Raw genomic sequence first — 26,384 nt, 5'->3', positions numbered from 1 at the left:
TGGTTATTGCTTGCGCTGTTCGTTTTCATCGTTGTCCTGCGTCCTGCTGCCCGTATCGGCATCGGCCTGCTCCGCCTTTTCGGGAGCAGGTTCAGCAGCCTTGTCCGCCTCGGGCGCCGCAGCGTCCGTATCGGCCGGATCCGGCTCCAGCACGAAGTCCCCGGCAGGGGCGGCCTTCACCGGCTTGCCGTTGGCATCCAGCGGCGGCAGGGGCTTGTTCTCCATGAGCAGATCAAGCTCTTCACCGCTGATGGTCTCACGCTCCAGCAGGGCCTGCGCGATGCGGTCCAGGGTGGCGCGATTGTCTTGCAGCAGCTTGACGCAGCGGGCGTGAGCCTCTTCCACGATGCGCTTGACTTCGGCGTCCACCAGGCGGGCGGTCTCTTCGCTGTAGTTCTTGTTCTGCACCCACTCGCGGCCGATGAAGACTTCTTCGCCGGTCTCACCGATGGACAGGGTGCCAATGGCATCGCTCATGCCCCATTCGCAGACCATCTTGCGGGCCATGCGGGTCACGCGTTCGATGTCGTTGGAAGCACCGGTGGTGATGTCGTCAAAGACGATCTCTTCCGCCACACGGCCGCCCAGCAGCACCACCAGGTTGTTGCGCAGGTAATTGCGCGAGTAGCCGTGGCGGTCTTCCTCGGGCAGCTGCATGGTCAGGCCCAGGGCGCGGCCACGGGGGATGATGGTGACCTTGTGCACGGGGTCGGAACCGGGCAGCAGGCGGGCAGCCAGGGCATGGCCGCCTTCGTGGTAGGCCGTGATGCGCTTTTCCTCATCGGAAAGGATCAGGCTGCGGCGTTCGCGGCCCATGAGCACCTTGTCCTTGGCGTACTCGAAGTCGTGCATGTCCACCTTGGTGGCATTGAGCTTGGCGGCCTGCAGGGCGGCTTCGTTGACCAGGTTCTCCAGATCGGCGCCGGAGAAGCCCGGCGTACCGCGGGCCAGGGTATCCAGATCCACGTCGGGATCCAGCGGCGTACGCTTGGTGTGGACTTCGAGGATACGGCGGCGGCCGCGCAGGTCAGGCGTGGGCACCACAACCTGACGGTCGAAACGGCCGGGACGCAGCAGGGCCGGGTCCAGAACGTCGGGACGGTTGGTGGCGGCCAGCAGGATGACGCCCTCGTTGCTCTCGAAGCCGTCCATTTCCACCAGCAGCTGGTTCAGGGTCTGCTCGCGTTCGTCATGCCCACCGCCCAGGCCGGCGCCACGCTTGCGGCCCACAGCGTCGATCTCGTCGATGAAGATGAGACAGGGGGCGTTCTTCTTACCCTGCACGAACAGGTCGCGCACACGGGAGGCACCCACGCCCACGAACATCTCCACGAAGTCCGAACCGGAGATGGAGAAGAAGGGCACACCGGCCTCACCGGCCACGGCGCGGGCCAGCAGGGTCTTACCGGTTCCTGGAGGGCCCACCAGCAGCACGCCCTTGGGGATGCGGCCGCCCAGACGGGTGAACTTTTTGGGGTTGGACAGGAATTCCACCACTTCGGACAGTTCGTCCTTGGCTTCATCCACTCCGGCCACGTCTTCAAAGGTCACACGGGCCGAGTCCTGGTTGAGCAGGCGTGCGCGGGAACGGCCAAAGCTCATGGCCTTGCCGCCGCCTCCCTGCATCTGGCGCATGAAAAAGATCCAGACGCCGATGAGCAGCAGCATGGGGAACCACGACACCAGCAGGGTCATGTACCAGGGCTGCTCTTCCGGCGGCTGGGCCTTGACTTCCACCTTCTTGTCCAGCAGGCGGGACACCAGCTCATTGTCACGCGGGGCATAGGTCTGGACGGAAGCACCGTCCGGCCCGCGCCCGATGAGGGTGTTGCCCTGGATCTCCACAGAGCTGATCTGCCCGCCATCCACACGGCTGATGAAATCCGTGTAGGACACCTTCTGGGCCGAGCTTTGCGGCTGCTGGAACATATTGAAAAGCATGACCATCGCAAGGACTATGGCAGCCCAGAGCATCAGGTTGCGACTAAACTGATTCAATTCGGCCTCCACTACAGAGCGGTAAAGCGTTATGCTGATGGCGCACCGGTCTGCGCCAAGAATTCAAGGTACTCTGACCGGCGGCACGGTGTCAATCGACACCGGTCAGGGATCAGGAACAAGATAAGTCTCTTTTCCCGTCTGGCAATGGGCAGGGCCGGCGAGACGGAAAAATCACGATGCCTGCCCGCACACCGGCTCCTGGCGCCTTGCCGCAGGGCAGGCTTGCTTTCCCCCGGGCTTTGTGTCACATATATGCCTGTCGTGCGGAGGCGTGTCGTCACCGGTGTGGCGCCCGGTCTTCAAAACCGGTGGCAGGCTTAACCGTCTGCGGTAGGTTCGACTCCTATACGCCTCCGCCATCCCGCGAATATTCCGTCCGCAAGCCTCGTGCCTGCGGACTTTTTTTGTGTCCGTGCTCCGCTCCTGCCTGCCGGGGACAGGGGCACGGAAAAAAATCCTCTGTGCCTGTAGCAGGCGGCGCGTCGGGATACCGTCAGCGCATTGCCTTTTGTCCGCCTGCCGGGCATCATCACACCATGTCCCGGCCCCTCTCTTCTTCTCCGTTACCGCCCCTGCTGCTGGCGGCCTGCCCTCTGCCGTCCTGCTCCGGCCAGCCTCCCGCCATGCAGTTGCCGGAGCTGCCCGAGGGACTGACGGCGGCGGAAGACCGGGCCCATATGACGGTTTTCCGTCTGCCGGCCGAGCGTGATAAACGCCATCTGGCCCGGCTGCTGCTGGCGGTGCTGCTGCATCGCGCCGCTGTTGACGGCCTGTCCCCCCTCCCCTCTTTGGACTGGCATCCCCTGCCGCGGCTTTTTCATCATGCGGCACAGGCCCGGCGCTTTTTCGCCCGCCATGCCTGCCCCCGATTGCACCGCCTGCCTTCAGGACGTCCGTGGCTGGAGGGCTTTTCCGTCAGCTTCAGCTACAGCGAACAGGCGGCCTTCTGTCTGTTGGCCGGGCCCGGCACCAGTCCCGGTGTGGATGCCGAGGCCCTGACGAGCCCGGCACCGCCCGCGTCAGCCTTCTCGCCCCGGGAACTCTCCTCCTGTCTTTCTCCGGCAGCCCGGCAACGGGAGTGCCTGCGCCGCTGGACCATCAAGGAAGCCGTCTTCAAGGCCGCCGGTACGGGCTGCGACCGCCCGCCGCGCCTGCTGGACAGCGGTCATAACGGCCAGCGCACAGGCGACCTCATGCTGGATGCCGCCCGCTACCGCTGGCGCATGCTGCCCTGCCCCAGCCACTGGCTCTGCGTGGCGGTACGGGGGTAACGCTGCCATTTTTTCCGCACACCGGGTCGCCCGGCCTTTTTGTGCCCCCTGCGCTGCCATATACAAACATTACTTGCCTTATGTCCGCTTTTGGGTCACTGTGCGCCCATGCTTCGCTTTCATCTGGTCAGCCTCTTTCCGGAGTTTTTCCGTTCGCCCCTTGAGACGGCACTGCTGGGCCGCGCCCGCGAGGCCGGCATCGTGGATTTTTCCTTCCATGATCCCCGCAGCTTCAGCACCAGCCGTCATCATCATGTGGACGACCGCCCCTACGGCGGCGGTCCCGGCATGGTCATGCAGGGCGAGCCGGTGGCCGCGGCGCTGCGCTCCATCGAGAAGCCGGGGCGCATGATCCTGCTGGCTCCCAGCGGGCGTCCCCTCAATGATGCGCTGGCCCGCGAGCTGGCCCGGGAAGAAGACCTGACCCTGATCTGCGGCCGTTATGAAGGACTGGATGCCCGCCTGCTGGACATCTTCCCCCTGGAGCCCGTGAGCGTTGGCGAAGCCGTGCTTAATGGCGGCGAGACGGCGGCTCTGGCCGTCATCGAGTCCGTAGCACGGCTGGTGCCCGGTTTCATGGGCAAGGAAGAGTCCGGGGACGACGAAAGTTTTTCCAACGGCCTGCTGGAGTACCCCCATTACACGCGGCCCGAAGTACTGGAAGGCCGCGAGGTGCCGGAGGTACTGCGGGGCGGGGACCACGGCGCCATAGCGCGCTGGCGGCGGCAGCAGTCGCTGGCCACCACGCTGCGGGTGCGGCCCGACCTGCTGGACAGCGCGCCCCTGGTGGCGGAAGATGCCCGCCATCTGGCCACGCTGCCCCGGACAAGGGCCGGAAGGAACCTTTCTTTCTGCCTCGTGCACTATCCCGTGCTGCTGGGCCGGAAAAATTCCGGCGTTTCCTCTTTGACAAATTTGGATATTCACGATATAGCCCGGATTTCCCGCAGCTATGCGATGGGACCGTTCTATGCCGTGACCCCGCTGGAGGACCAGCAGCGTCTGCTACAGGCCATAGTTCGGCACTGGACGCAAGGCGCGGGAAGCAGGGGCAACCCGGACCGGGCCCAGGCGCTCGCCACGGTTTGTCCTGCCGAATCCGTGGATGCCGCTGTGGAACATCTCACGGAGCGCACGGGCATGCGGCCCAGAGTGGTGGCGAGTTCCGCCTCCTGGCCCGCTCACAAGCACGCGCCCCCGCCGCTTTGTCCGGCGGATGTGTGCCGCATGTGCGAAGAAGGTCCTGTGCTGCTGTTGCTGGGTACGGCCCAGGGGCTGGCCCCTGAGATGCTCGCCCGGTGTGACGGGGTGCTCAGACCCATACGGTATCTGGGCTACAACCACCTTTCGGTGCGGAGCGCGGCCGCTATCCTGGCCGACAGAATTTTGGGCGATTACAAGTAAGCGCCACAGTTTTTCTTCACGACGACAGCCGTCCCAAGGCTGCGTATTTAAGGAGTAGGGCATGGATATCATTAAGAAAATTGAACGTGAAAACATGCGTATGGATATGCCCGTGTTTCGCTCCGGCGACACGGTGAAAGTGCATCTGCGCATTGTGGAAGGCGAAAAAGAGCGTATTCAGGTGTTCCAGGGCAACGTGATCCGCATCCAGCGCGGCACCACCGACGCCACCTTCACTGTGCGCAAGATCTCTGACGGCGTGGGCGTGGAACGCATCTTCCCCCTGCACTCCCCCTTCATCGACCATGTGGAAGTGGTGAGCCAGGGCCGCGTGCGTCGCAGCCGTCTGTACTACCTGCGCGCCCTCAAGGGCAAAGCCGCTCGCATCAAGCCCCGCGGCCGCTTCTGATTCGCAGCCCAGCGGAATGTCCATGGCGGCCTGAGGGTCCTGTGAACATACCCGGGCAGAATACGAACGGAATGAACCTCACCCTGCCTTGTGCGGGGTGAGGTCTTTGGCGTTTTAGCAGCAGAGTAAAACAAGATGCCCCCTCGTCGCAAAAGATCCTCCGCCGCACCGGCCCCGGAACAGGGCCTGCTCTGTGCCCTGCCCTCCCGTCCCCTGCTCATGGCGGGCATCGATGAGGCGGGCCGCGGCTGCCTGGCCGGCCCCGTCGTGGCGGCGGCCGTCATCCTGCCGGAAGCATACGACCTGCCGGGCCTCACGGATTCCAAAGCCCTGAGCGCCGCCCAGCGGGAACATCTGGCGCCCCTGATCCGCCAGTGCGCCCTGGCCTGGGGACTGGGCGTGGTCTGGCCCGCCACCATCGACCGTATCAACATCCTCCAGGCCACCTTCGAGGCCATGAGCCGCGCCGTGGCCAGCCTCAAGCGCAGGCCCAACCTTTTGCTGGTGGACGGCAACAAGACCGTGCCCGAGCCCGTCCTGCTGCCGCACTGGCGCAAGCGTCATGCCGACGCCACCGACCTGCCCCGCCAGAACGCCGTGGTGGGCGGGGACAGTTCCGTACCTGCCATCTCCGCGGCCTCCGTCCTGGCCAAGACCTACCGGGACATGCTCATGGAACATCTGGACCGGCACCATCCCGGCTATGGTTTCGCCCGCCACAAGGGCTACGGCACGGCCGACCATTACGAGGCCCTGCACCGTCTGGGCCCCTGCCGCCAGCACCGGCTGACCTTTCGCGGCGTGCTGCCCGACAGGGACGAAGGCCCCGGGGCCCGGCAGGGGAGCCTGCTGTGAGCTTTCTTTCCCGCCTGCGCCGTCTGGCCGAGCCTTCCGGGGCACCGGCAGGGGACGACCGTGCGGGCGGGGATCCCCGGGCAGCCCTGGGCCGTGCCGGGGAGGAGGCCGCCGCCACGTTGATGCATGCGCGCGGCATGCGCATCCTGGCCCGCAACTGGCGCAGCGGCCCGCTGGAACTTGACCTTGTCTGCCGGGAAGGCGACACTCTTGTCTTCGTGGAAGTCAAAACGCGCGGTCCGGGCAGCCTGGGCAGCGCTCTGGAAGCGGTGGGGCCGCGCAAGCGCCAAAGCCTGATCCGGGCCGCACGGGCCTGGCTGGCCGCGCATGACCAGTGGCACCTGCCCTGCCGCTTTGACCTCGTCTGTATCGAACCGGGGCCCACGGGCCCGCACATGGAGCACATCCGCCATGCTTTCGACCTCTCCGGCTCCGGGCCATCTGTGGATAGTGGCCACACCTCTTGGCAACCCTGGTGATCTTTCTCCCCGCGCCCGCGAAGTCCTCGCCGGTGCCGACCTCATCCTGGCCGAGGACACCCGCCGCGCCGGGCTGCTGTGCAGCCAGTGCAACATCCCGGCCCGCCGCTTCCTGAGCTTCCATGACCATAACGAGAGCGAACGCCAGGAAGAGGTCCTGCGCCTGCTGCGCCAGGGACAGAACCTGGCCCTGGTCTCGGATGCGGGCACGCCCCTGCTGGCCGACCCCGGCTACCGTCTGGTGCGCGCCTGCCGTGCCGAGGGCCTGCCCGTCTCGCCCGTGCCCGGTCCTTCGGCACCGGTGACGGCCCTTTCCGCCGCGGGCATCCCGCCCCTGCCCTATACCTTTTTGGGCTTTTTGCCGCGTGATGCCGCGGGCCGCCGCGCCACGCTCTCGGCCTTTGCCCGCACGCCGGGCTCGCTCATCTTCTTCGAGCGCAAGGACCGCCTGCGCGAGAGCCTGGCCCAGGCCGCGGAACTGCTGGGCCCCCGGGCCGTGGCCGTATGCCGGGAATTGACCAAGACCCATGAGGAATTTATACTTGGCCGTCTGGAGAAATGGCAGGAGCTGCCCGAAGAACTGCTGGGCGAGATCACGGTCATCATCGGTCCGCCGGAACAGAAGGAGCGCGCCGATGAAGCCGAGGCCCGCCGGGCGCTGGAAGCCGTCATGGCCGCCGCGGACGAGCGCCTCAAGCCCAAGGAAGTGGCCCGCCGGGCCCAGGAGATGGCCCCCGGCTGGAGCGCCAAGGAGCTTTACGAGCTGCTGACCCGCGCCTGAGCCTTTCTCCGTTACGGAACCGACCGCCCAACCAAGCGAGCCCGCCATGTTGCCCACCCGGACAGCCCTTTCCTGCCTTGCGCGAAGCTGCTGCATCAACGCCGCCGTCACGGCACGCGGCATGCAGCAGCTGGGATTGCTGTTCGCGCTGGAACCGGCACTGCGCCATCTGTACCCCGACGCCGAAGCTCGGGCCCAGGCGGCGGCCCACTACAGTACCCACAGCAACACGCATCCCTACATGCTGCCGTTCTACATGGGCCTTTTGCTGAACATCGAAGAACAGGTGGCAGAAGGCAAACTGCCCTCCAATGCGCTGGACACGGTGCGCCGCACGCTGGGCACCACGCTTTCCGCCGTGGGGGACGGCTTTTTTGAAGGGGGAGTCTTTCCCTGCTGGGCCCTGTGCTGCATCTGCCTCCTGCTGGCCGGGTACACGCTGCCCGTCATCCTGCTGACGGCCCTGCTGGCCGTGGCCCTGCTGGCTTTCAGGACAGGCACGTTTTTCTTTGCCCTGCGCTACGGCCTAGCCGCTCTGACCTGGCTCAAGCGTCTGGGGCTCATCAACTGGACCGGCCGCATCAAGGTCGTCAATGCCTGTCTGCTGACCGTGGCGGCCGCCATGCTGCTGCCCTACAGCGGGGACCGGCATACGCTCCTCTGGTGTATGGGCGGCGGCGCTGCCGTTCTGGCCGCCGCCTGGATCATCGGGCGCCTGCATTTGCCGCGCATCGTGCTCTGGCTGATCCTGCTGACCTTCCTCGTGCTCATGGACGCGGGGCTGGTCGGTCTGTAAAGGCCCTTGCCGCCACGGCAGGGAAAAGCCCGATGACGAAACGGGCATGGCGTGATCCGCAGGGCCCTGCGGCCGCCTCGGACGACAGGGACACACGGCATGGCCGTCCCTGCCACAAGGTCCCCGATGCGGGGGACCGTCAGGAACAGATCGTACAGGTCGCCCGGGGCGACCAGGGAGAATATATCATGGCAGAAGTTCAGGAAACGCCCGAAGGCCTCGCCCTTCCCGTCACGCTGCATACGCGTGGCGGGTTGCACGCACGGCCTGCTGCCCGTCTGGCGCAGGAGGCCCAGCATTTTTCCTCCGACATCCAGATCCAGAGCGACAACGGCACCGCCGATGCCAAAAGCATGCTGGATATCCTCTCCCTCGCCATCTCCACAGGCTGCACCCTGACCCTGCTGGCCCGGGGCGATGACGCCCGCGAAGCCCTGACGGCCCTGGCCGAATATCTGGAAAACCTGCAGGACTGATATGGCACGCTCTCTTCTTTTCGGTACGTCCGTCTCGCCCGGCATCGCCATCGGGGTGCTGCGCTTTGCCCACAATGTCCAGACCGTGGAGATGCGCCGCATCAGCCCGCGCGAAGTGGAAGGCGAACAGGAACAGCTGCGCGCCGCCGTGACCAGCGTGCGTGCCGCCCTGCAGGAAGCCATGGCCAAGGTCCCGGAAGACCTTTCCGAATACCGTGAGGTCATCGCCGCCCAGATCGAGCTGGCCCGCGATCCCAAGCTGGTGGGCAGCGCCCTTTCCCGTATCGAAAAGGAACTGGTCTGCGCCGCCTGGGCCCTGGACAGCACGGTGGAACAGCTGTGCAGCATCTTCCGCAACATGGACGACCCCTACCTGCGCGACCGGGCGCAGGACATCCGGGCCGTGGGCCTGCGCCTGCGCGAATGCCTGGCCGGCAGCTGCGCCCTGCCCGCCGCGGCCGGTGCCGGCATCCTGGCCGCCCAGGATCTTTCGCCCGCCGACGTCATGGACATGGATTTCAAGGACGTGCGGGCCGTCATCACGGCGGAGGGCGGCCCCACGTCGCACACGGCCATCCTGTCGCGCGGCCTGCATATCCCGGCCCTGGTGGGCGTCACCGGCCTGCTGGAGACCGGCAAGCCCGGTGAAAAGGTCATCGTGGACGGCCTCAACGGCTGCCTGCTGCTGGACCCCGATGCCGACGACCTGGCCACGTATGAAGAACGCCAGCGCGAGTATCAGGAGTGGGAGGCCCGTACCCGCAGCGAATCCCACTGGCCTGCCGAGATGCGCGACGGCGTGCGCGTGAGCGTCCATGCCAACCTGGAACGCCTGGAAGAGATGGACGAACTGCAGGCCAGCGGCGCCGAAGGCGTGGGCCTGTACCGCACGGAATTCTCCTTTCTGCGCGAGCATCTGCCCAGCGAAGAAGAGCTTTATGCCGAATACAGCGCCGTGGCCCGCAAGGCCGCGCCCGCGCATGTGGTCTTCCGTACTCTGGACGCCGGTGCGGACAAGATGCTCCGCGCCCAGGAGGCCCTCAAGGAGCCCAACCCGGCCCTGGGCCTGCGCGGCATCCGCTTTTGCCTGCGGCACCAGAAGATCTTCCGCAGCCAGCTGCGCGCCCTCATGCGCGCCGGTGTGGAGGGCAATGTCTCCCTGCTGCTGCCCATGATCTCCGGCCTGGCCGAGGTGCAGAGCGTGCGCCGCATCATGCAGGAACTGCAGCAGGAACTGCAGGCCGCCGGTCTGCCCCACGCCGCCGACCTGCCCCTGGGCATCATGGTGGAGACCCCGGCGGCCGTGCTCATCGCCGATGCCCTGGCCCGCGAATGCGACTTTTTCAGCATCGGCACCAATGACCTCATCCACTATCTGATGGCCATCGACCGCAACAACCTGCATGTGGGCTACCTCAACGAGGCCCTGCATCCGGCTGTGGTCCGCTCCCTGAAACGCATCATCGACTCCGCCCACCGCGAGGGCATCGGGGTCTCCGTCTGCGGCGAGCTGGCCGCCGACCCCTACGGCCTGGCCCTGCTGCTGGGCATGGGCGTGGACACGCTCTCGGCCTCGCCGCGCTTCGTGCCGGGCATGAAGCACATGATCCGCCGCCTGGACGCCCAGACCTGCATGGACATGGCCCACAGCGTGCTCATGAGCACCGACGTGACGGCCTCGCAGCGCATGCTGCGCGAACGCCTGCAGGAGAGCCTGGGCTCGGAGCTGGCCTTCCATACCACAAGCATCATGACGAACAGTTAGAAATATGAGCAAGAAACCATCCCCGTCCACCATCGCCGTCAACAAGAAGGCGCGCCACCTGTACGAACTCTCCGACTTCGTGGAAGCGGGCATCAGCCTGACCGGCCCTGAAGTCAAAAGCATCCGGGCCGGCAAGATCAACTTTCTGGACAGCTATGTGGATTTCCGTGACGGCGAGGCCTTCGTGCTTTCGCTGCATATCGCCCCGTACGACAACGCCGGCTATGTGCCCCAGGATCCCGACCGCCCGCGCCGCCTGCTGCTGCACGCCGCCGAGATCCGCCAGATGGCGGCCCGCGTGGAGCAGAAGGGCCTGACCGTGGTGCCCGTGCGCATGTACTTCAAGCAGGGCAAGGTCAAGATGGAGATCGCCCTGGGCCGGGGCAAGAAGCTGTTCGACCATCGCGAGACCCTCAAACGCAGGGCCGAAGAGCGCGACGCCGCCCGCGATCTGGCCTGATATCATGTGGCGTCCGCCGCTGGCCCCGGGCCTGCTCTGGCAAAGCTGGCTCTTGTGCTGGCTGCTGGGCCTTCTGGCGGCACGCTGGCCCGGACCCGCGCTCTGCGCGGGTCTTTGCGTCCTGGTGGCGGACAGCCGCTTATGGCGCATCCCCCGCCTGCTGACGAGCTGTGCCGTCGCCCTGCTGGGCTGCGTTACGGCCCAGGCCCTGTTGCCCGCTTTTCCTGTGCCCCCCGTACTGGAACAGCTGTACGAGGAACGCACCCCTCCCCGCCACTGGCCTGTGCTGGAAGCCAGGGTGAACGATGTCCGCACCCTGCCGGGGCAGCGCCTGCGCATCAGCCTGACCGACCTGCAGCTGCAACAGCCTGACGGCCAGACGCCGGTCCGCCTTCCCGGCAACCTTTCCTGGACATGGGAGCAGGCCGCCGTCTTCCCGCTGCCGGGACAGACGGTACGCCTGCAACGCAAGCTGCTGCCCGTGGACAATCAGCGCAACTTCGGCCTCACCGACTGGGGTTTCTGGTGGCACAGTCACGGTACCGGCTGGCGCATCTGGAGCCGGAGCACGGGCGGACAGCCCTCCGTCGACGGCTCGCCTTCCCCCTTTGCCCGCCAGCGTCTGGAACTCATACGAAAGTTCCTTGCCGTGCTCCTGCCGGGCAGGGACGGTCTTTTGCCGCCCGCTGCCGCCTCCGCCGGTCCGGCTGCCACGGCTTCTCCCGCAGTGTCCACCTCCGTGGCCTCCACGCCATCCGCGCCTCCCGTGCCCCAGGGCAAGGCCATCCTGCTGGCCTTGCTCTTCGGGGAACGCTTTTTGCTGGAAACGCCCACCGTCCAGGCCTTCAATGCCGGCAACCTTTCCCACAGCCTGGCCCTTTCCGGACAGCATCTGCTCGTGGCCGGTCTGGCGGGAATGTTCATCGTCTGGCTGGCGGCCCACCTGCACCCGGGGCTCTATCTCTGGCGCCCCCGTACCGTCCTCATCCCGCTGGCGGCCTGCCCTGCGGCCCTGGCCTACCTTTGGCTGGGCAATGCACCGCCTTCCCTGCTGCGGGCGGCGGGGATGCTCCTGCTGCTGGCCACAGGCATGGCCCTGGCCCATCTGCGCTGCATGCCGCTGCCCCAGACGCTCCGGGAGCGCCTCCCTTCCAGCGGGCTGGATGTCCTGTGCTGCACGCTGCTGTGCATCACCGCCCTCTCTCCCCTGTCCGTCTTCGATACCGGTCTGCAACTTTCTGCCCTGTGCGTGGCGGTCATCTGCTGCGCCACGCCGCTCATGGGACAACTGCTGCGCCGCATCCCCCGGGCATCCCCCGGGCAACGCCTGCTCCGCTCACTGGCCAGCATCCTGCTGGTCTCCTTCTTCATCCAGCTGGCCCTGCTGCCCCTTTCCCTGCTGCTGTTCAACAACAGCGGGCTCTGGTTCCTGCTCAATGTCTTCTGGTTGCCCGTCCTGGGGGCCCTTGTCCTGCCCGGGGCCTTCCTGGGGCTGGGCCTCAGCCTGTGCGGTCTCGATGCGGCGGCCACTCTGGTACTGGAGGTGGTGGCCCTGCCCTGCCAATGGCTGGTGGACGGGCTGCTCTTCCTCCAGACCCAGGGCTGGCTCAGTGGCCCCCCGGTCCTGCGCCCCCACTGGACGGCCCTGCCCGCCATGGCCTGCCTTTTTTTGGCACTGGCCCTGCGGGCCGGACGTCCCGGCTTGCCGCCGGCGGGGAAACGCCTGCTCATCTGCGGTCTGCTGCTGGCCTGTGCGGGCCCGGCCCTGCGCCTGCACCATGGTCTGGTGCCGCGGCTGGAGATTTCTGTCCCTGATGTGGGACAAGCCCAGGCCGTCCTGCTGCGCCTGCCGCACGGCCAGACCCTGCTGGTGGATGCCGCAGGCAGCATGTCCCGCACCTGGAACCCGGGGAAGGAGCTCCTGCTGCCCCTGCTGGCCTGCAACGCCCGTCCCGGTCTGGATGCCATCATCAACAGCCATCCCGACATCGACCACGCGGGCGGCATCCCTCCCCTGCTGACGGCCTTCCCCGAGGCGCTCCTGCTGCATAACGGCCAGCCGGGCAGCGGCCAGATGGGGCATATCTGGCAGACCACCCTGCAGGATCGGAACGCCATCACCCTCCATGCCGGAGACATCCTGCAACTGGGCGATCCTGAAGACGGACTTGCCCTGCATGTGCTGCATCCGCCTCGGCCGGTACCGGGCGCCTATCTCTGGGAGGGCAACAGCGCCTCCCTGATCCTGCGCCTTGTCCGGAACGGGCACGGTCTGGCCCTGTTTCCCGGTGATGCCGATGCGGCCGCCCTGCGCCACTTGCTGGCCAGCGGTCAGGACGTGCAGGCCGATGTCCTGCTGGCGCCGCACCACGGCTCGGACAGTTCCTTCCAGCCGGACTTTCTGGCAGCCGTACGACCCCGGCTGGTGGTGGCTTCCTGCGGTGCTTTCAACCGCTTCGGTCATCCCGGCAAACAGCTCGGACAATGGCTGGACGAACAGGGGATCCCCCTGCTGCAAACAGGCCGTCATGGACATGTCCGCGTCGTCTGGCCCCTGTCGGAGGACACGGACAGCCCGCAACTGCATTGGGACACCGCCCGACCGGTGCACCCCTGACCATATGCCGCAACGACTTTCCAGCCTTGTCGTGCATGCCGCAAGGGTCGCGACTTCCCTTGTCCGCCACCTGCGGGACAGCCGCACATGATCGCAGCAGGCGGGTCGATGCATCTTAAAGGAGCCCCTGTCGCCCTCCATGCCGCGCTGTTCTTCAACGACTGCTACGGCTGCAGCAAAGCATAAACAACGGCCGGGCGTGTCCGTGGCATTCGGTAACGTGACGAGCAGTCCTTGTCTGCCCCACGGCAGCCAAACGACCGTCCTTCAGGCACACGGGGAGGTAGGCCATCCTCTCCCCCAACACTTCTTCCCCAGCACGCATTGTCAGGGACGGATACAGATAACGGGCCGCTCCCTGCAGGGAACGCCCCGTCATCCATCACATCTGTTGCACAATGACCTGTGCCTCTGAATCCGGCTCTTCACCTATCCATCACAGGCGGCCTGTCGGCCCCTGGAACGCCCTCCGAACACTATCAAGGATGAAGGACGGGAGAACCGCCTTTGCATGCTCGCAGCCACGGCTGGCGACCAGAAACACCTGCCCGGCATGACACATCCACGGCATCGTCAGCGAACACGAGGAAGCCAGTTTCCTCCCTCAAAAAAAACTCTTCTAGTGCTGGCACTGCGGGCAGAAGACCGTGGCCCGGCCGCCGATACGACTTTTTTCCAGTTCCGTGCCGCACCGGCGGCAGGCCTGACCGCCACGTCCATAGACAAAGAAGGTATTCTGGAAAGCCCCCACATTGCCGTTGGCATCCCGATAGTCACGAATGGAGCTGCCGCACTGGGCGATGGATTCCCGCAACACTTCCTGCAAAGCAATGCGGAGACGCTCCGCTTCCGCCTCCGAAAGCTCTCCGGCAGGCCGCCGGGGATCGATACCGGCCCGGAACAGGGATTCGTCCGCATAGATGTTGCCGATGCCGGCCAGAACGGTCTGGTCCAGCAGTGCGGCCTTGATGGCACGGCGACCGTGAAGACGCGGCCCCAGCTCCCCAGGCCCCAGCTCCAGAGGTTCCGGCCCCAGCGAGCACCAGAAATCCCAGCGATCCAGCAGCTCCGGCGTGGCGGCGAAGACCAGGCCAAAGGAGCGCACATCATCGAAAAAAAGCTGCGCCCGGATCCCGTCAAGTCGCCGCAGATGGAAGATGATGCGCGTATGCTTCAGGGGGGCAGCCCCTTCAGGATGGACCATGAAACGCCCTGTCATGCGCAGATGCACGGCCAGGAGCGACGGCACAGGCACAGCAGCTGCCGCAGCAGGGGGCTCTAGCTCCAGCAAGGCCAGCTTGCCCCGGCGACGAACGGCGCTGATACGCGTTCCCGCCAGTCGCTCCACAGGCAGGCTCAGGGGATGCAGGGAACGCTCGCGAAAGACGTCCACCCGCTCGATGCAGCAGTCCAGTACCTGTGGCCGCAAGGTGCGGACGACGGTCTCCACTTCCGGCAATTCGGGCATGATCCACCTCATACGAAAAGACCTGCCGAGGGCAGGTCAACTACAGCAGGGCCGAAAACATCGGCGAAAAAAAGACAGCCCGTGTTGCGGACAGCACGGGCAGCAAAAATGACGGGCAAACGAGAGGGAACGGGACAGCCTGCATGTACGGTCCGGCATATGCTCACCGCAACGTACGGCGGCAAAGCCGACCCCACAGGCTAGGCCTGTTCGTCACCGCCCAGGTAGATGTCCAGCAGGCCTTCCGGCGGCGCGATGTGGATGCGCTCCCCTTCCAGGTCGAAACCTTCGATGAACGACGCTTCGGCCGGGAAAAGGACTTCCTTGCCGTCATCGGTCACGATGCTCCAGACCTCCAGACCGGCAGGATATTCCACATGATCCAGCACGCCCAGACGGGAGCCGTCGGGCAGGATGACGGCAAAGCCCAGCACGTCCTCCACGTAGACTTCGTCTTCGTCCACGGGCGGTAGCAGGTCACGATCCACAAGGATCTTCTGGCCTCGCAGGGCTTCGATGTCGTTACGGTCGGTCACGCCTTCCAGAAGGAGCAGAGGACGGCCCTTGTGCATGCGCCAGGAACGGGCCCGGGCAGGACGCGGCGGGGCATCGCCCGCCTGCAGCCAGAAAGGACCGTCCAGCAGCGAAGGGGAGTCTGCGTACCAGTCGACGCAGATCTCCCCCTTGATACCGTGCGGGCGCGCAAGCGTGCCCATATGGATGCGTCGTGCCATGAGGGATTATTCCAGGATCTCGAGCACGACGCGCTTTTTGGCCTTGGTGGACGCGGCACTGAGCAGGGTGCGCATGGCGCGTGCCGTGCGGCCCTGCTTGCCGATCACCTTACCGAGATCTTCCTTGGCGACCTTCAATTCCAGCACAGTGGTCTGTTCGCCTTCCACCTCGGTGACCTGCACCTGATCAGGGGCGTCCACGAGCGAACGGGCGATAAATTCAATCAAAGCTTTCATTGCTGGCCTCCCGCAAGCCCTGCCGTGACAAGGCTGTTGGTGTGAGCGGGCGCTGCATCCCCGGAGCTGTCCTCACAGGAAAAGCGCCATGCGCCTGCGGTGCGGTACGACTTGCGGACAGCTCCTTCAGGGATCCTGCCGCGTCAGTACCGCACGCCGGAAGAACATCGGGCCAGTACCGGAAAAGACCGGTACAGCGGTATCCTGCAAGGATACCTTAGGCCATCTTCTTGATCAGGGCGCGGACGGTGTCGGTGGGTTCGGCACCGCGATCCAGCCAAGCCTTCACCTTTTCGGCGTCCAGCTTCACTTCGGCGGGATCGGTCATGGGGTTGTAGTAACCCAGGAATTCCAGCGGACGGCCATCACGACGGGTTTCGTCGTTGGCGGCCACGACGCGGTAGAAAGGATGCTTCTTGCTGCCCAGACGGGTCAATTTCAGCTTAACAGCCATGATTATCTCCTGTTTGTGCTATGGTAGCGTTGCGGGGGCAAAAGAGCAAGTTTGCCCTCCCCCCATTATATCAATGACCAGTGCGCCGCAACGATTTTTTTTATCGCGTCTCCGGCATCGCCGCAGCCGTCTGGCGATGAGGTTTCGCCGTGCGTTGCCGGGGAACGGACGCTGATCCGTGCGGACAGACCGCACGGACGGGCCTATTTCTTTTTGCGCTTGGCGGGCCGTTCGCGCTTTTTGCGCTTTTTGGCCGCCGCCGATTTGCCGTGTCCGGCATCCGGCAGCCCCATGGGCGGCATACCGGGCATGCCACCCATACCCGGCATCATGCCGGGCATCCCGCCCATGCCGCCGGGCATGCTCATGCCCCGGGGCATCCTGGGCATGGAGGGCATCCCCTTGGCCTTGCCGCCCATCATCCCCTTCATCATCTGGCGCATCTGCTCGAACTGACGCACCAGCTGGTTGACCTGCTGCACCGTGACCCCGGCGCCCTTGGCGATACGCGCCCGGCGGCTGCCGTTGAGGATATCAGGGTTGCGGCGCTCGGCCATGGTCATGGAATTGATGATGGCTTCGGTACGGGCCATTTCCTTTTCGGGCATGGCACCGTTGGCCTCGGCCAGCTTTTCACGCAGGCCGCCCATACCGGGGATCATCTTCAAAATACTGTCCAGAGAGCCGAGTTTTTTGATCCGACGCATCTGGGTACGAAAATCTTCCAGGTCGAAGCTGGCCTTGCGCATCTTTTTGGCAAGGGCTTCGGCCTCGTCGGCGTCGATGGTGGCCTGGGCCTTTTCCACCAGGGTGAGCACGTCGCCCATGCCCAGGATGCGGCCCGCGATGCGGTCAGGATGGAAGATCTCCATCTCGGACAGCTTTTCGCCCATACCCACGAACTTCACCGGGGCGCCGGTCACCGCCCGGATGGAGAGGGCCGCACCGCCACGGGCATCGCCGTCCATCTTGGTCAGTACCACACCGGTCAGGCCCAGACGTTCGTTGAAGGACTCCGCCACGGTCACGGCATCCTGACCGGTCATGGCGTCGGCCACGAACAGGATCTCCTGCGGGTTCACCGCGGCCTTGATGGCGGCCAGTTCCTGCATCAGGGGCTCGTCCACATGCAGACGGCCGGCGGTGTCCAACAGGACTACCGTGGCCTGCTGCTCACGGGCGGCTTCCATGGCCTGGCGGGCGATATCCACGGGATTCATGTCCACTGTGGACGGGAAACAGGGCATGTCCAGCTGCTTGGCCAGCACGGTCAGCTGATCGATGGCGGCGGGGCGGTACACGTCGGCAGGCACCAGATAGGGACGCATCTTCTGCTTGCGCAGCAGATTGGCGATCTTGCCCGCCGAAGTGGTCTTACCGGAGCCCTGCAGGCCCACCAGCATGATGACCGCCGGCTCCTGGCCCTGCAGGTTCAGGCCCGCGGTCTCGCCACCAAGCAGGCCCACCAGTTCCTCATGAACGATCTTGACGACCTGCTGCGCCGGGCTGACGCCCTTGATGAGTTCCTGCCCCAGGCACTTCTGGCGGACGTTCTCCACAAAGTCCTTGACGACCTTGAAGTTGACGTCGGCCTCCAGAAGGGCAAGACGCACCTCGCGCAGGCCGGCCTGGATATTTTCTTCCGTCAGCTGGCCGCGTCCGCTGAAGGAGCGGAACACACCGGAAAGGCGATCGGAAAGGCTTTCGAACATGGGAACCCCGCTATCAAGTTACACTGAAAGGCCCTGCCCTCCCTGCCGCAGGACATGGCGACAGATCACGCGGGCCCGGCCAGCGCATACAGAATTGTGATTCATAGGCTGTTTATGCCGTTTCGTCAAGAAAAGACCGCAGTGGCAGCCGGGACGGCCTTTTGAGCAGGCCGCCCCGGCCTTCCGTGGCTCACGCTCCCAGGCGGCTCTACCCGCCATGATGCCCCAGCTCTGCCGAAAAACAAAAAGGCCGCCCCCGAAGGAGCGGCCAGACGCGCTGAAGCGACTTGGACTAGAAGGTGTAACGCAGGCCGAGCATGAACTCGTGGTTGCTGGGCTGATTCTTGACCTTGGCGCCTGCAGGAAGATCCATCTCGTAGTAGCCCAGGTTCATATAACGGTAGCCCAGGTCCACGGCGAAGCTGTCAGTGATGTCATAGGCCACGCCGGCGCCCACGTTCCAGGCGAAGGTGGTGTGGTGCTCATCGAAGTTGGCGTTGTAGCCCTTGGTGGTGAACGTATAGTTGGCGTAATTGAAGGCCATGCCCAGACCGGCGCCCACATAGGGAGTGAAGGCCGTGCTGTTGCGGAAGTCATAGTAAAGGTTCAGGAACAGCGTGGAGGCGTTCCAAGCGCCCTTGACGTCCAGTGCATCATAGCTCCAGCTTTTTTCACTGTTGCCGCGCAGGGCATATTCCACTTCGGCGCGCACGGGCACACCGAACTGGCTGTAGAAGTCATAGCCCAGGGCCAGAGCGCCGCCCAGAGTGAACTGACTGTAATTCTCGCTTGCGCTATCGGGACCGACTTCCAGCGTGGGATAGTTGTTCTGGATGCTCATCAGGAACTTGGGGGCCAGGTACATGCCGGTACCTTCGGCCTTGGCCACGCCGGAAAGGGCCAAGGCGCAGACCAGGGCCAGGGCGGCAAAACAACGTTTCATGCTTTTCTCCTTTTTTTGAGAAGTTGACTGCGCTGTCCGTGGAAACAGGCAGTATTTGGGATTTTCTTCCCTAGCAAAGAGACGAAAAGCTTTCAAGAATAATTATTATATGCCATATTTCATAACATTTGAAATATATTACTTTTTTATTGCAATTTTTTTAGGGATATTTCTCTCTCCCTCAGCAACACCAGCCATGACACAATGTGATACTGCATAATATACTGCAACCAATGAAAATACGACTTACATGATATTTTTATCACAATCAGTCACATCACCATGGCAATGACAGAATCTTCCATTTCCGCGGAAATCCTTGCTTTCTTTCGTCCGGGAAATCAAATAATAGCTTTTTACTATTATTTAAGTAAAGCAAAATAAAAAAGGCCACTTCCAAAGAAGCGGCCTTTTTTTGATCGCGAGGGGATGCGCCCTAGAAGGCGAAGCGCAGGCCCAGCATGAATTCGTGGTTGTAAGGACGGCTGCCCACCTTGATCTGGTCGCCGTTCAGGGCACCGCTGGCTTCAGTGTAGCCCAGGTCCACATAGCGATAGGCGGCGTCGATGTACAGGGCATCGTTCACGTTGTAAGCCACACCGGCGCCCACGTTCCAGGCGAAGTTGGTAGTGCTTTCATCACGGGAAACGGCGCTGCCGTTGCGGTGCAGGTCGAAGCCCAGGTAGTTGAAGGACATACCGATACCGGCGCCGATGTAGGGCACGAAGGCGCTGTCGTTACGGAAGTCATAGTACAGGTTGGCGAACAGGGTGGAGCTGTTCCAGGTGCAGTCCACACTGCCCCAGTTGCTGCCCCAGCTCTTTTCGCTGTTGCCGCGCAGGGCGTATTCCAGTTCCACACGCACGGGCACCAGATACTGGGGCCAGAAGTCGTAACCGGCGGCCAGAGCGCCGCCCAGGGTAAACTGGGAGTATTCGTCCACGCCGCCCATACCGGAGCGTTCGATGGTGCCGCTTTCCTGAATGGTCATCAGGAATTTGGGAGCCAGGTACATACCGGTACCTTCGGCCTTGGCCATGCCGGGCAGGACCAGAGCCACCAGCAGAGCCAGTGCAAGGATGGTGCGTTTCATTGCTCTCCTCCAAAGAGATGTTTCCTGCAGAGCAGGGCCTGTTCAGGCGATAAAGTTTAGACTTTCTCAAACGGGACTATAGAGACTTTCTAGCCGCTGGTCAAATAGTCTGTACGCAGGGCATGAAAAAAGGGCGCCGCCCCTAGGACGACGCCCCTGAAATCTGCCGGAAAGCAGCCTAGAACTTGTAGCCGAAGCTCAGGATATAGATGTTGGCCACGGTATCCTTGGAATGGCCGCCGGTGATGTACTTGCTGTCAAGAATCCCATGACCGTCCGTATCGTCATAGCTGGTGGGGTTGATCCACATATGGCAGTAGGCGAAGTCGATGGTGAAGTCGTTCCACTCCACCCCCGTGCCCAGGGTCAGGGCCGTACGGCCGTTGGACGGCACCATGAAGTCGGAATGATCTTCGTTGATGACCGGGGTCTCGTACCAGAAACCGGCACGCAGGCTCCACCAGTCCAGAGGCTTGTATTCCACGCTGGCATTGAAGTTCCAGCCGTCCTTCCAGTTCTTGTGGCTGATGGACTGGTTGCCGTTATCCATATAGATGTTCAGGGAGTTGTAGGTGGACCAACGGGTCCAGACAGCGCCCACTTCGAAGCTCAGATTGTCCAGAGGCTTGTAGGCCACGCCCAAGGCCAGAGAGTCGGGCAGCTGCACGGTACCATGGGCGTCACAGTCCCTGAGCATGCCCGCATTTTTCAGCACACCGTCATGCTTGGCTTCACCGTAGGCATTGACTGTGACCTGGGTCTTGTAGGCCAGCCCCACAGACCACTGATCGTTCAGACGGGCGTGCAGGCCAAAATGACCGCCTACGCCCCAGCCCGAGGCCTGGACTCCGATATCGCTGTCAGTGGCCGGGTTCGGTATACCAAGCGGGAAAGGAATCTTCTGTTCTGTTGTCAGGTTCACGTTCATGATCTCCAGACCGGCGGACACGGAGAGGATGTCGTTGATCTTCCAGGCCAGAGTGGGCACGGCGGAAATGGTCTGCAGGTTGACGCTGTACAGGTTGTAACGGCCGGTCCAGTTCTGGTCATAGCTGTTGCCCAGACCAAAGCGCGAGAACACGCCCAGCCCCAGCCACAGGCTGTCGTTGAGCTGCCAGCTGGCGTACGCGTGCGGCGCGGCCCACACGGCGGGCTTGGTAGTGGTCTCTTGCTTGCCGTAGGTCGTATCCAGCGACAAGGTCCCCATGGGCGCGATAAGGCCCATACCGCCCATGACCTGGACGCCGGGCAGCTGGGTGATGCCGGCCGCGTTATAGGCAATGGCCGACACGTCGTCGGCGCGGCCCACCATGCCGCTGGCCAGACCCAGACCGCGTGCGCTCCACTCGGTCAGCGCAAAACCTTCAGCCATGGCGGACGACGCCATTCCCAGAACCAAGGCCACCCACAGGCCCACCACACGCAAAGCTTTCATTCTTCCTCCCTTGACCATGAAGTACCGGACAAGCTCCTTCCGCCCGGTACTGACTCCTGCCCTGCTGTGCCCGGCTATAACGCGCATACCGGCCGCTCCGGCATCAGGGCCGGTCAAAGGCCGCAAAAATGCCGGGGCAGGCACCGCAGAGCTCTCCCCAGTAAAATCCCGCTTACGGGAAAAATAAATCGCAAGATTAGAGCATATTGACAGGGTCAAGGTCAAGGAAAAGCCGCAAGCGGCTGGCGCACTGCTGCCGCGAAGCTTCAAGATACAGCGCCCTGACCGACTGCCAGTCGGTACTTTTGATGAGGCAGGAAAAACGCCTGCGTCCCCGCAACATGGCCAAAGGCGCCGGGATGGGCCCCAGCAGACGCACGCCCAGCTCCCGGGCCCTGGTCTGCAGCATCCGGGCCAGCTCCCCCAGTGCCGCGGCACCACCGGGATCTTCCGCAGGGAAGGAGATGCGCAGCAGGGCCAGACGTACGAAGGGGGGATAGCCGTATTGCCGTCGCCGGGCCAGCTCGGCGGCGTAAAAACCTTCGTAATCGCCGCTCTGGACATACTGCCAGCAGTAGTGGTCGGTATTGCGGGTCTGGATCAGGACCCGTCCGGGTTTGTCTCCGCGCCCGGCCCGGCCCGCAGACTGGACCAGCAGCTGGAAGGATCGCTCCGCGGCCCTGTAGTCCGGCAGGTTGAGCCCCAGATCGCCATCCGCCACGATAGCCAAGGTCACATCAGGAAAATGGTGGCCTTTGGAGAGCATCTGCGTGCCCACAAGGATGGGGGACTCGTGCCGGGCAAAGGCCGCCAGTATCTCTTCCATGCGCCCGGGCCGCCGGGTACTGTCGCGATCAAGGCGCAGGACAGGCTGCCCGGCCAGTGTGGACAGATATTCCTCCAGCCTTTCCGTCCCTTCCCCCATGGGAAGGAAGTTCATGCTCCTGCACTGCGGGCAGGGACTGGGAAAGGGAACGGCATAGCCGCAGTAATGGCAGACGAGCCGCCCCCGTCCTTTATGATAGGTCAGTGCGATGTGACAATGCGGACAACTGACGGTCTCCTTGCAGTCCAGGCAATACAGCAGGGGCGCATAGCCGCGCCGGTTGAGCAGGACAACGGCCTGTTCCCCGCGTTGCAGCACTTCGCGCAGGGCCTGCTCACTGCGGGTGGCAAGCAGCCCTTCCCCGGCCAGACCGCTGGTATCCACCAGTTCCACCGGTGGCAGGGGCCGCCCCCCTACCCTTTCCGGCAGACGCAGGAGATCTATCTGCCCCTGCGTGGCGGCATGGAAGGTCTTGATGTCCGGCGTGGCCGAGCCCAGCAACAGCAGGCCGCGCTGCCGTGCGATACGCGACCAGGCCAGCTCCTTGGCCTGATAGGGCAAGGACTCGTCCTGCTTGAACGAGCTGTCATGCTCCTCGTCCAGGATGACACAGCCCAGCTGCGGCACAGGCAGGAAGAGCGCGGAGCGTGTCCCCACCACGAGACAGGGCTCCTGACGGTTGGCCAGACGACGAAAGATCTCTTCCCGCCGAGCCGGGGTCTGGTAACCATGATAGAAAAACAGGGGCACATGGGGCAGGACGCAGGCCGCATCCCGGCGCAGCTTGCAGGCAAGGGCCACTTCGGGAGCCAGCAGGAGAACGCTCCTGCCCTGCTCCAGGCAATGCCGGATCAGCTCCAGATAAACAGCCGTCTTGCCGCTGCCCGTCACACCAAACAGCAGGACGGAAGCAGCACGCCCCGCATTCACCGCAGCACACAGCGCCTCCAGGGCCTGCTGCTGGTCGTCACTGAGGGCAAAAGCCCGGGGCGCGGGCGGAAGCAGCTCGTCATCGGGTTCATCGGCGTCCGCGTGGCGCAGGGCCACGAGACCGGACTGCAGCAAGGAACGCAGGGCCGGAGCGCTGCCGGCACCCAGGTCCCGTGCCAGCTGGCGACGGCTGACCTGCCCCCGTTCGTGCAGATACTCAAGGATCTCGCGCTGCCTTACGGCCTGCGGACGTACCGACCAGGGAGGATCCACCCGCAGCACGCAAAGCTCATCTCCGGCAGCATCCCGGCCCGGCGCCACAAGACGGGCCTCGCCCCGGCACAGGGCCTTGGCCAGGGCCTCCCGAACATCAGCTTCCAGCTTCGTGACCTGTTTCACCCTGCAGGCAAAGTCCCTGTCCGTCGCCAGCCAGCGGATGTGCAGATCCACCTGGCGCAGGCCCTGCGGCAAGACATGTCCGAACACGCACCCCGGCTCCAGTCCCTGCCGGATGGCCAGATCCCGCGCCAGTGCCCTGATCTCTTCCGAAATCAAGGGCCTGGTCTCCAGCGGCCAGACCACTTCCTTGCAGATGACACCGTCAGGAAGATCGCTGTGCTCCAGAAGCTCCATCAGCATACCCGCCCGCAAGGCACCGCGTCCCAGAGGGATGGCCACGCGCAGGCCTTCTTGCCAGAAATCTTCCGGGAAAATGTCGGGCAAGGCGTAGGTCAGGGTGCTGTAAGGAGCGGAAAGCAGTGCGATACGGGCAAACATGGGACCTCGAAGGCAGGGATGAAGATCTGCCCCATCTCCTGGGGCAAGATGTGGTTCCGGCTCCATACATAAAAGAAGGATACGGCCATGCAGGAACACACTATGGCAGGGGGGAGCAGTCGTACCAGCCCAGCATAGGCAGAGGCCCCTGCTAAGGCAAGGCAACACTATGGCGCTGAGGAGGAAATGGCGCTCTTCTCCCCTCTTTGCCAGGCATAAAAAAAGGGGGGCTTGCGCCCCCCTCAAAAGCATCTTTGTCGTGAAAGACTAGAAGCTGTAAGCGAAGATCAGCTGAGCCTTCCAGGCGTCCTGCTTCTTGTAGGAGTCGGTGCGGTAGCTGCGCTTCCAGGTGTCGTCGTCCACCATGTTCACGATGTAACCCAGTTCCAGGTTGGCTTCCAGGTTTTCGTAGATCTGGTAGCTGTTCACCAGGTTGAATTCCAGCAGACCATCGTTGGTGGTCAGGTACGGACCTTCGGGCAGGCCGTTATCCCAGCCGTAGGAGGTAGACACGTACTTGGCCATGGCCGGGCTGTTGGTGCCGCCCCAGTAGGCCACGCGGAAGGAGTGCTTCAGGTCTTCCACGAAGCTCATGTCGTGGATGCGCAGGCCCACGCCCCAGGTACCGGCATAGGTCAGGTTGCGGTCGTACAGACGGCCGTCGCCCCAACCGTAGTTGGCGTCACCCATGAAGGACATGAAGTTGCCGCAGCCGGACAGGGTGGGCATACGCTCGGAACCGTTCTTGACGTTGCCGTCGTCACCGGAGGAGTACCAGCCGAAGATACCGGGGGTACCCCAATCCATCTTGTATTCCACCAGGGCCTTGACCAACCAGCCTTCGCGCTTGGTGTCACCCATGCGGGTGGTCATGTTGTCATAGCGAGTGGCTTCATAGCGGCCCATGGATTCCACGTAACCGTAGTTGATGTCCAGCTCGATGTTCAGCGGATCGAAAGCGGTGACGGAAATGGGCAGGCCAGCCCAGAAAGCGGAGCCGTAAGCCTTGTCGGTGTTGAAAGAGCCGCCATTGTAAGCCAGCGGATAGGGACGCAGGCTGTAGGCAGGATAGCTACCCTTGTGCAGGTCGTTGTCGATGGCATCCCAGGAATTGGCACCGATCATGCCGTACATGGCCCAGGGGGTCACCTTCACGCCGTCGAAGGTCAGGGGCACCATCAGAGCGAACATATCCACGTTGTCGTGGTAGTTGGCGTCATCGCCCGTCCAGCGTTCAGAAGCGCCGGTCTTATTCCAGTTGTCGTTGAAGGGACGGGCCCACACAGCGGTCAGGCCCACGTTTTCGTTGAACTGGTAGTTGGCCACGATACCGGCGACATCGTCATCCAGCACAGCGGAACCACCGGCCACGTTGGGCATGGCGATGTTCTGGATACCCATACGGAACTTGAGATCGGTGTTGGGCACCATCCAGTCGATGTAGGCATTCTTCAGTTCCACGACACTGTTGGAGTCAGCGCCCAGGGCGCCACCGGAAGAATTCTGGCCCCAGGTGGTGTCGCCGATTTCAAAGTACACGGTACCGGACAGGGATTCGGAAGCCACGGCGTCCAACTGCAGGCGCAGACGCTGCATGGCGCTGAAGGCGTCGTCCTGGTCAACAGCCTTCTTGCTTTCGCCCTTCTTATTGGTATGGCTCACAAAGGAACCGTCACCGGCGGCGAAGCCCATCAGCCACTGGCCTTTGGCCTTGAAATCAATGGCGCTGGCACCGGTGGCGGCGCCCAGCAGCATACCCGCAGCAAGAGCGAGGGTCATCAGCTTTTTCATGATAAAAACCTTCCTTCCTGAGAGAAATTTTCTGGCATCCACGGGCTGTTCCTCCCCAGGGACATCCCCGCCAGATATGGCAAAAATTGTACGCTTTTCCATTTGAGTACAAATTTTATTACGCAAGCATACGCATGCCCTTTCACTCCGTCAAGAGGTAAAGGACAATTTTTTGAACCGCATCATACCGTGACAGGATTTGGCAATCCTGCATGTCGGACGATCCAGCCGCCAGCCTTGCCGTGCGGGCCTGCATGCCGGGGGTGCAGAAGAAGGCCGCTCCGCTCTGGCCGCGTTACGGTATCCCAAAACGTCAAAAGCCCCGCCGGAGCGGGGCTGAAAGACCGGGGGCCGAAGCCCCCACGGTCGAACTTCTCAAGCCGAAGCTTAGAAGGAGTACACGAAGGACAGGTTCACGTTCCAGGCGTCGTACACACCGTTGCGGTCGTTGGCGAAGCCGGCCATGGGATTCTTGCCCCAGGTGCTGCGGCTGTCGTCCAGCCACATGGCGATGTAGGCAGCATCCAGCATGATGGTGAAGTTGTCGTACATCTTGTAGGTGTTGGTCAGACCGATTTCCAGAGCGTAGTCTTCGGTGGTCAGGTAGATGGGATCATAGGCGGTGCCGTACTGGTTCACCACCGCAGAATCCTTGAAGGAGTTGTGGCTC

General features: G+C 63.5%; 22 protein-coding genes, 1 tRNA gene and 1 pseudogene. 12 read left to right on the top strand and 12 right to left on the bottom strand.

Annotated features, from left to right (window positions below):
• Positions 1-3 precede the first annotated feature (3 nt).
• Positions 4-1,998 carry an ATP-dependent zinc metalloprotease FtsH gene (gene ftsH / locus DESPIG_RS06430; protein WP_040369583.1) on the bottom strand — a complete coding sequence of 665 codons (1,995 nt, stop codon included), beginning with the start codon at positions 1,996-1,998 and terminating at the stop codon, positions 4-6.
• A 268-nt stretch (positions 1,999-2,266) separates the two neighbouring features.
• Between ftsH and DESPIG_RS06425 the strand changes: the two genes are divergently transcribed.
• From DESPIG_RS06425 to DESPIG_RS06370, 12 genes are all read left to right on the top strand, one after another.
• A tRNA-Sec gene (locus tag DESPIG_RS06425) sits at positions 2,267-2,360 on the top strand.
• Between the two features lie 177 nt (positions 2,361-2,537).
• On the top strand, positions 2,538-3,272 hold the full coding sequence (locus DESPIG_RS12850; RefSeq protein WP_081446838.1) for a 4'-phosphopantetheinyl transferase family protein: 735 nt from the start codon (positions 2,538-2,540) through the stop codon (positions 3,270-3,272).
• 108 nt (positions 3,273-3,380) lie between these two features.
• Positions 3,381-4,676: a tRNA (guanosine(37)-N1)-methyltransferase TrmD gene (gene trmD / locus DESPIG_RS06415; protein WP_040369581.1), complete on the top strand. Its 1,296-nt coding sequence runs from the start codon at positions 3,381-3,383 to the stop codon at positions 4,674-4,676.
• 61 nt (positions 4,677-4,737) lie between these two features.
• Positions 4,738-5,085: a 50S ribosomal protein L19 gene (gene rplS, locus DESPIG_RS06410; RefSeq protein WP_006006452.1), complete on the top strand. Its 348-nt coding sequence runs from the start codon at positions 4,738-4,740 to the stop codon at positions 5,083-5,085.
• A gap of 135 nt (positions 5,086-5,220) precedes the next feature.
• Positions 5,221-5,940 (top strand): ribonuclease HII, encoded by a 720-nt coding sequence (locus DESPIG_RS06405; protein ID WP_147589045.1) that lies wholly within the window; start codon positions 5,221-5,223, stop codon positions 5,938-5,940.
• A gap of 23 nt (positions 5,941-5,963) precedes the next feature.
• Positions 5,964-6,419 carry a YraN family protein gene (locus DESPIG_RS06400; protein WP_272869360.1) on the top strand — a complete coding sequence of 152 codons (456 nt, stop codon included), beginning with the start codon at positions 5,964-5,966 and terminating at the stop codon, positions 6,417-6,419.
• Complete coding sequence (gene rsmI / locus DESPIG_RS06395; RefSeq protein WP_040369578.1) at positions 6,352-7,200, top strand: 16S rRNA (cytidine(1402)-2'-O)-methyltransferase; 849 nt, start codon at positions 6,352-6,354, stop codon at positions 7,198-7,200. The genes DESPIG_RS06400 and rsmI overlap by 68 nt, the downstream gene beginning before the upstream one ends.
• Positions 7,201-7,246: 46 nt before the next feature.
• A complete protein-coding gene (locus DESPIG_RS06390; protein WP_040369576.1) occupies positions 7,247-7,996 on the top strand; it encodes a PTS system mannose/fructose/sorbose family transporter subunit IID in 750 nt (249 codons plus the stop codon).
• 32 nt (positions 7,997-8,028) lie between these two features.
• Positions 8,029-8,472 carry an HPr family phosphocarrier protein gene (locus DESPIG_RS14355; protein WP_006006442.1) on the top strand — a complete coding sequence of 148 codons (444 nt, stop codon included), beginning with the start codon at positions 8,029-8,031 and terminating at the stop codon, positions 8,470-8,472.
• Between the two features lies 1 nt (position 8,473).
• Complete coding sequence (gene ptsP, locus DESPIG_RS06380) at positions 8,474-10,237, top strand: phosphoenolpyruvate--protein phosphotransferase (protein WP_006006440.1); 1,764 nt, start codon at positions 8,474-8,476, stop codon at positions 10,235-10,237.
• A gap of 4 nt (positions 10,238-10,241) precedes the next feature.
• Positions 10,242-10,697 (top strand): SsrA-binding protein SmpB, encoded by a 456-nt coding sequence (gene smpB / locus DESPIG_RS06375; RefSeq protein ID WP_006006439.1) that lies wholly within the window; start codon positions 10,242-10,244, stop codon positions 10,695-10,697.
• 4 nt (positions 10,698-10,701) lie between these two features.
• Entirely contained in the window at positions 10,702-13,314 is a 2,613-nt protein-coding gene (locus DESPIG_RS06370) for a ComEC/Rec2 family competence protein (RefSeq protein ID WP_006006437.1), read from the top strand.
• Between the two features lie 619 nt (positions 13,315-13,933).
• Here DESPIG_RS06370 and mutM read toward each other — a convergent pair.
• The 11 genes and pseudogenes from mutM to DESPIG_RS12845 form a co-directional block, all read right to left on the bottom strand.
• Entirely contained in the window at positions 13,934-14,782 is an 849-nt protein-coding gene (mutM, locus tag DESPIG_RS06365) for a bifunctional DNA-formamidopyrimidine glycosylase/DNA-(apurinic or apyrimidinic site) lyase (RefSeq protein ID WP_040369574.1), read from the bottom strand.
• A gap of 200 nt (positions 14,783-14,982) precedes the next feature.
• Complete coding sequence (gene rimM, locus DESPIG_RS06360) at positions 14,983-15,516, bottom strand: ribosome maturation factor RimM (protein ID WP_040369573.1); 534 nt, start codon at positions 15,514-15,516, stop codon at positions 14,983-14,985.
• Positions 15,517-15,522: 6 nt separating this feature from the next.
• The gene (locus DESPIG_RS06355; protein ID WP_006006428.1) at positions 15,523-15,753 is read right to left on the bottom strand and encodes a KH domain-containing protein; all 231 of its coding nucleotides are present in this window, start codon (positions 15,751-15,753) and stop codon (positions 15,523-15,525) included.
• 217 nt (positions 15,754-15,970) lie between these two features.
• Positions 15,971-16,207: a 30S ribosomal protein S16 gene (gene rpsP / locus DESPIG_RS06350; RefSeq protein ID WP_006006425.1), complete on the bottom strand. Its 237-nt coding sequence runs from the start codon at positions 16,205-16,207 to the stop codon at positions 15,971-15,973.
• A 203-nt stretch (positions 16,208-16,410) separates the two neighbouring features.
• Positions 16,411-17,919: a signal recognition particle protein gene (gene ffh, locus DESPIG_RS06345; protein ID WP_006006423.1), complete on the bottom strand. Its 1,509-nt coding sequence runs from the start codon at positions 17,917-17,919 to the stop codon at positions 16,411-16,413.
• Positions 17,920-18,211: 292 nt separating this feature from the next.
• Positions 18,212-18,862: an outer membrane protein gene (locus tag DESPIG_RS06340; protein WP_006006420.1), complete on the bottom strand. Its 651-nt coding sequence runs from the start codon at positions 18,860-18,862 to the stop codon at positions 18,212-18,214.
• 436 nt (positions 18,863-19,298) lie between these two features.
• On the bottom strand, positions 19,299-19,955 hold the full coding sequence (locus DESPIG_RS06335) for an outer membrane protein (protein WP_006006416.1): 657 nt from the start codon (positions 19,953-19,955) through the stop codon (positions 19,299-19,301).
• A gap of 178 nt (positions 19,956-20,133) precedes the next feature.
• Positions 20,134-21,390, bottom strand: a complete 1,257-nt coding sequence (locus DESPIG_RS06330; protein ID WP_040369570.1) for an OmpP1/FadL family transporter — start codon at positions 21,388-21,390, stop codon at positions 20,134-20,136.
• A 196-nt stretch (positions 21,391-21,586) separates the two neighbouring features.
• Entirely contained in the window at positions 21,587-23,923 is a 2,337-nt protein-coding gene (priA, locus tag DESPIG_RS06325) for a replication restart helicase PriA (RefSeq protein ID WP_040369568.1), read from the bottom strand.
• Positions 23,924-24,190: 267 nt separating this feature from the next.
• Positions 24,191-25,714 carry an outer membrane homotrimeric porin gene (locus tag DESPIG_RS06320; protein ID WP_040369566.1) on the bottom strand — a complete coding sequence of 508 codons (1,524 nt, stop codon included), beginning with the start codon at positions 25,712-25,714 and terminating at the stop codon, positions 24,191-24,193.
• Between the two features lie 387 nt (positions 25,715-26,101).
• A pseudogene (locus DESPIG_RS12845) lies at positions 26,102-26,384 on the bottom strand (hypothetical protein); the annotation flags it as partial.

It is taken from the genome of Desulfovibrio piger ATCC 29098 (assembly GCF_000156375.1).
Taxonomy (GTDB): Bacteria; Desulfobacterota; Desulfovibrionia; order Desulfovibrionales; family Desulfovibrionaceae; genus Desulfovibrio; species Desulfovibrio piger.
The sequence above is the reverse complement of the archived record's forward strand: the minus strand, read 5'-3'. Positions and strand labels throughout refer to the sequence as shown.